The 5,627-nt window shown below is 68.7% G+C and carries 5 protein-coding genes; 1 reads left to right on the top strand and 4 read right to left on the bottom strand.

Annotation, left to right across the window (positions count from 1 at the left end):
- Positions 1 to 58: 58 nt before the first annotated feature.
- The 4 genes from ACFWGZ_RS39135 to ACFWGZ_RS39120 form a co-directional block, all read right to left on the bottom strand.
- Positions 59 to 808: a succinate dehydrogenase/fumarate reductase iron-sulfur subunit gene (locus ACFWGZ_RS39135; protein WP_382456648.1), complete on the bottom strand. Its 750-nt coding sequence runs from the start codon at positions 806 to 808 to the stop codon at positions 59 to 61.
- The gene (locus ACFWGZ_RS39130; protein WP_382456647.1) at positions 805 to 2,673 is read right to left on the bottom strand and encodes a fumarate reductase/succinate dehydrogenase flavoprotein subunit; all 1,869 of its coding nucleotides are present in this window, start codon (positions 2,671 to 2,673) and stop codon (positions 805 to 807) included. The genes ACFWGZ_RS39135 and ACFWGZ_RS39130 overlap by 4 nt, the downstream gene beginning before the upstream one ends.
- A 9-nt stretch (positions 2,674 to 2,682) precedes the next feature.
- Positions 2,683 to 3,447, bottom strand: a complete 765-nt coding sequence (locus tag ACFWGZ_RS39125; RefSeq protein ID WP_382456646.1) for a hypothetical protein — start codon at positions 3,445 to 3,447, stop codon at positions 2,683 to 2,685.
- A gap of 97 nt (positions 3,448 to 3,544) precedes the next feature.
- A complete protein-coding gene (locus tag ACFWGZ_RS39120; RefSeq protein WP_382456645.1) occupies positions 3,545 to 3,835 on the bottom strand; it encodes a hypothetical protein in 291 nt (96 codons plus the stop codon).
- A 227-nt stretch (positions 3,836 to 4,062) separates the two neighbouring features.
- Here ACFWGZ_RS39120 and edd point away from each other — a divergent pair.
- The coding region (gene edd / locus ACFWGZ_RS39115; RefSeq protein WP_382456644.1) for a phosphogluconate dehydratase at positions 4,063 to 5,627 on the top strand (1,565 nt) is incomplete at its 3' end.

Genomic DNA, 5,627 nt, shown 5'->3' with positions numbered 1-5,627 from the left:
GGGCGCGTCCACTTCGGACGCGCCCCGTTCGCCGTTGCGGGAGTGGCCGGCGGAGTCGTCAGGACCGCCTGAAGAGCTTGTTGCCCAGCCAGACGATCGGGTCGTACTTGCGGTCGGCGACGCGCTCCTTCATCGGGATGAGCGCGTTGTCGGTGATGTGGATGTGCTCCGGGCACACCTCGCTGCAGCACTTGGTGATGTTGCACAGGCCGAGCCCGTGCTGCTCCTGGGCCTGGTCGACGCGGTCCGCCGTGTCGAGCGGGTGCATCTCCAGCTCGGCGACCCGCATGAGGAACCGGGGCCCGGAGAACGCCTCCTTGTTCTCCTCGTGGTCACGCACCACGTGGCAGGTGTTCTGGCACAGGAAGCACTCGATGCACTTGCGGAACTCCTGCGAGCGCTCGACGTCGACCTGCTGCATCCGGTACTCACCCGGCGCCAGGTCCTTCGGCGGCGCGAATGACGGCACCTCGCGCGCCTTGGTGTAGTTGAAGGACACGTCGGTGACGAGGTCGCGGATGATCGGGAACGTCCGCATCGGCGTGACCGTGATCGTCTCCGACTCGTCGAAGACCGACATCCGGGTCATGCACAGCAGGCGCGGGCGCCCGTTGATCTCGGCCGAGCACGAGCCGCACTTGCCCGCCTTGCAGTTCCACCGCACCGCGAGGTCCGGGGCCTGCGTGGCCTGCAGCCGGTGGATGATGTCGAGGACGACCTCGCCCTCGTTGACCTCGACGGTGAAGTCCACGAGCTCGCCGTGGGAGTCGTCACCGCGCCAGACCCGGAACTTGGCTTGGTAGCTCATGACAGCTCCTCGACGGTGAGGTACTTCTCCAGCTCGGTGCGTTCGAACAGGTCGAGCAGGTCGTGGCGGATCGGGATCTGCGGTTTCTCGGACACGTCCGCCCCGTCGCCCGATGCCGTGCACACCAGGAGCTTGCGGCGCCACTCGGCGTCCATCGACGGGTGGTCGTCGCGGGTGTGGCCGCCGCGCGACTCGGTGCGCAGCAGCGCGGCCTTGGCCACGCACTCCGAGACGAGCAGCATGTTGCGCAGGTCCAGGGCGAGGTGCCAGCCGGGGTTGAACTGCTGGTGCCCCTCGACGGTGAGCGACCGGGCCCGTTCCTTGAGCTTCTCCAGGCGCTGCAACGCCTCTTCCATCTCGCCCGCGCGCCGGATGATGCCGACGAGGTCGTTCATGGACTGCTGCAGCTCCATGTGCAGGGTGTACGGGTTCTCGCCGCCCTCCTGCTGGAACGGCGCGAGCGCCGTCGCGCGCGCCTCGGTGACGACGTCCTCGGCGATCGCGGGACGGCCGGTCATCGCCCGCACGTACTCCGAGGCGCCCGCGCCCGCGCGCTTGCCGAACACGAGCAGGTCGGACAGCGAGTTGCCGCCCAGCCGGTTCGAGCCGTGCATGCCACCGGAGACCTCACCGGCGGCGAAGAGCCCCGGCACGGACGAGGACCCGGTGTCCGGGTCGACCTCGACGCCGCCCATCACGTAGTGGCAGGTCGGGCCGACCTCCATGGGCTGCGCGGTGATGTCCACGTCGGCCAGTTCCTTGAACTGGTGGTGCATGGACGGCAGCCGGCGCCGGATCTCCTCGGCGGGCAGGCGTGTCGACACGTCGAGGAAGACGCCGCCGTGCGGTGACCCGCGGCCCGCCTTCACCTCGGAGTTGATGGCGCGCGCGACCTCGTCGCGGGGCAGCAGCTCCGGGGGACGCCGGTTGCTCGCCTGGTCGGTGTACCAGCGGTCGGCTTCGGCCTCGTTGTCGGCGTACTTGTCCTTGAAGACCTCGGGGATGTAGTCGAACATGAACCGCTTGCCGTCGGAGTTGCGCAGCACGCCGCCGTCACCGCGCACGGACTCGGTGACGAGGATGCCCTTCACCGACGGCGGCCAGACCATCCCGGTGGGGTGGAACTGGATGAACTCCATGTTGATCAGCGAGGCACCCGCGCGCAGGGCCAGCGCGTGGCCGTCACCGGTGTACTCCCACGAGTTCGAGGTGACCTTGAACGACTTGCCGATGCCGCCGGTCGCGAGGATCACCGCCGGTGCCTCGAAGAGCACGAACCGGCCGGACTCGCGCCAGTAGCCGAACGCGCCCGCGATCTTCTCGCCGTCCTTGACGAGGTCGGTGACGGTGAACTCCTGGAACACCCGCAGGCGTGCCTCGTAGTCGCCGAACTCCTTGAAGTCCTCCTGCTGCAACGACACGATCTTCTGCTGCAGCGTGCGGATCAGTTCGAGGCCGGTGCGGTCGCCGACGTGGGCGAGGCGCGGGTACTCGTGGCCGCCGAAGTTGCGCTGGGAGATCCGGCCGTCCTTGGTGCGGTCGAACAGCGCGCCGTAGGTCTCGAGCTCCCAGACCCGTTGCGGCGCCTCCTGCGCGTGCAGCTCGGCCATGCGCCAGTTGTTGAGGAACTTGCCGCCGCGCATGGTGTCGCGGAAGTGCACCTGCCAGTTGTCGCTCTCGTTCGCGTTGCCCATGGCGGCGGCGATGCCGCCCTCGGCCATGACGGTGTGGGCCTTGCCGAACAACGACTTGCAGAGAACGGCGGTGCGCAGGCCGTGCTCACGGGCCTCGATCGCGGCACGCAGACCGGCGCCACCCGCGCCGATCACGAGAACGTCGAACGAGTGCCTTTCCAGCTCGGGCAAAACCACTCCTTAGTTGATGAAGCGGAGGTCGGAGATCGTTCCCGAGGCGACCAGCGCGACGTACAGGTCCGTGAGGCAGACGAAGATCAGCGAGGCCCAGGCGAGCTGCATGTGCCGGTTGTTGAGCTTCGAGATCTGCGTCCACGCCCAGTAGCGGACCGGGTGCTTGGAGAAGTGCTTGAGGCGGCCGCCCGCGATGTGGCGGCACGAGTGGCAGGACAGCGTGTAGGCGGCGAGCAGGCTCACGTTGACCAGCAGCACGATGTTGCCGAGACCGAGTCCTGTGCTGAACGCGGAGATCGCGTCGTAGATGTTGACCAGCAACAGGATCGAGGCCGCGTAGAAGAAGTAGCGGTGCAGGTTCTGCGCGATGAGCGGGAACCGGGTCTCACCGGTGTACTTGCTGTGCGGCTCGGCCACGGCGCACGCGGGCGGCGACTGCCAGGCGGCGCGGTAGTAGGCCTTGCGGTAGTAGTAGCAGGTGATCCGGAAGCCCAGCAGGAACGGGATGATGATCACCGGCGGGGTCAGGAAGCCGGGCAGCGCGGGGAACCACTGACCGAAGTGGGATGCCGCCGGGACGCACTCCTCGGTGAGGCACGGCGAGTACATCGGTGTCAGGTAGTGGTACTGGTCGACCCAGTAGTAGTCCCCCTGGAACGTGCGGAACGCCGCGTAGATCGAGATGAGCAGCAGGCCGACGAACGTGGTCGCCGGCGGCAACCACCACCGGTCCGTGCGCAGTGTCCTGGCGGCGATCTGTGCCCTCGCCATCGGTCACCTTTCTGGGGGTCCACGTCGTTGTGGAGGAACGCCCGGGACAAACGGGCACGGCCCCCGCGCCAGGCGGGGGCCGTGTGATCAGCTCGGATCAGGTCCGGTTGCGGTAGCCACCGAGTCCTTCGTCGTCCGCGTCCTTCCACAGCGACTCGTCGTAGGGCGTGTCGGGCACGACCACGACCTCGCGTTCCACCCGAGGCGCTTCCCGCTGCCTCGGGGTGCTGAGGTCGACGAGTTCGGTGGCGTCGATGTCCATGCGCTCGACGTCGTTGGCCAGGCGCTGGACGGCCGCGACGTCGCCATACCTGGCGCGCAGGTTGCTGACGGCATGCCGCATCTGACCGATGACCCGGCGCAGCTCGACGATCTCCGTGGAGTTCATGGGACACCTCCGTTCCAAGGTCGTGCCCCGCACTCTGCCCAATCTCAAGCCATGTGACAAGGACCACACGCCAACATTCGAAACTGGATCCCTCCCAGCTACTGAATCGTTTTTGTGTCTACGACCAGCCATGACTTACTGTGTGTGGCGTCACGCCCGTCCGTGGGACGCCACCGTTGTCGTCTCGTGAGGGCCCCACCACGGCCCGTGATGACCCGGAGACCCCCATGACCGAACTGCACCCCGTTCTGACAGAGGTCACACGCAGGATTGCCGCCCGCAGCGCGGACTCCCGCCGTGTGTACCTCGAACGTGTGGCCGCGGCCGCGCAGGACGGCACGTCCCGGTCCGGCTTCGCGTGCAGCAACCTGGCGCACGGCTTCGCCGGAATCACCGGCGGCGACAAGGCGGCCCTGCGCGCGCTGCGCAAGTCCAACGTCGCGATCGTGTCGTCCTACAACGACATGCTGTCGGCCCACCAGCCGCTGCAGGAGTACCCGGCCTGGATCAAGGACGCGGTCCGCGCCGTCGGCGGCGTGTCCCAGTTCGCGGGCGGTGTGCCCGCGATGTGCGACGGCATCACGCAGGGCCGCGACGGCATGGAGCTGTCGCTGTTCAGCCGCGACGTCATCGCGATGTCGACCGGCGTCGCGCTGTCGCACGAGATGTTCGACGCCGCCGTGCTGCTGGGCGTGTGCGACAAGATCGTGCCCGGCCTGCTGATCGGCGCGCTGTCGTTCGGCCACCTGCCGTCGATCCTCGTGCCCGCGGGCCCGATGGCGTCGGGCCTGTCGAACAAGGAGAAGGCCCGCGTCCGCCAGCTGTACGCGGAGGGCAAGGCGTCGCGCGACGACCTGCTGGAGGCCGAGGCCGCCTCGTACCACTCCCCCGGCACCTGCACGTTCTACGGCACCGCGAACTCGAACCAGATGGTCGTCGAGGTCATGGGCCTGCACCTGCCAGGCGCCTCGTTCGTGCCGCCCGGCACGGGCCTGCGCCGCGCCCTGACCGAGCACGCCGGCCGCCGCGCCGTCGAGATGGCCAAGGGCGACGGGTACCTGCCCATCGCGCACATCGTCGACGAGAAGGCCGTCGTGAACGGCGTCGTCGCGCTGCTCGCGACCGGCGGCTCCACGAACCACACGATGCACCTGGTGGCCATCGCCGCCGCCGCGGGCATCGAGCTGAGCTGGGACGACTTCTCCGACCTGTCGTCGGTCGTGCCGCTGATCGCGCGGGTCTACCCGAACGGCAGCGCCGACATCAACCACTTCCAGGCGGCGGGCGGCGTCCAGTTCGTCGTCGGCACGCTGCTCGACTCCGGCCTGCTGCACGCCGACGTCAACACCGTCGTCGGCCACGGCCTGGACCGCTACCGCCAGGAGCCGATGCTGGCCGACGGCGAGCTGATCTGGGTCGACGGCCCCGGCCGTTCCCTGGACACCGATGTGCTGCGCCCGGCGACCGACCCGTTCGCCTCCGACGGCGGCCTGCGCATGCTGGCGGGCAACCTCGGCCGCGCGGTCATCAAGGTGTCGGCGGTGGCGTCGGAGAACCACGTCGTCGAGGCGCCGGCCCGCGTGTTCACCACGCAGGAGGCGTTCCAGGAGGCGTTCCGGGCGGGCGAGCTCGACCGCGACGTGGTCGTCGTCGTCCGCCAGCAGGGCCCGCAGGCCAACGGCATGCCGGAGCTGCACAAGCTGACGCCCCCGCTGGGCGTGCTGATGGACCGCGGCTTCAAGGTCGCCCTGGTGACCGACGGCCGCATGTCCGGCGCCTCGGGCAAGATCCC

Source organism: Lentzea sp. NPDC060358, assembly GCF_042725365.1.
Taxonomy (GTDB): Bacteria; Actinomycetota; Actinomycetes; order Mycobacteriales; family Pseudonocardiaceae; genus Lentzea.
The sequence above is the reverse complement of the archived record's forward strand: the minus strand, read 5'-3'. Positions and strand labels throughout refer to the sequence as shown.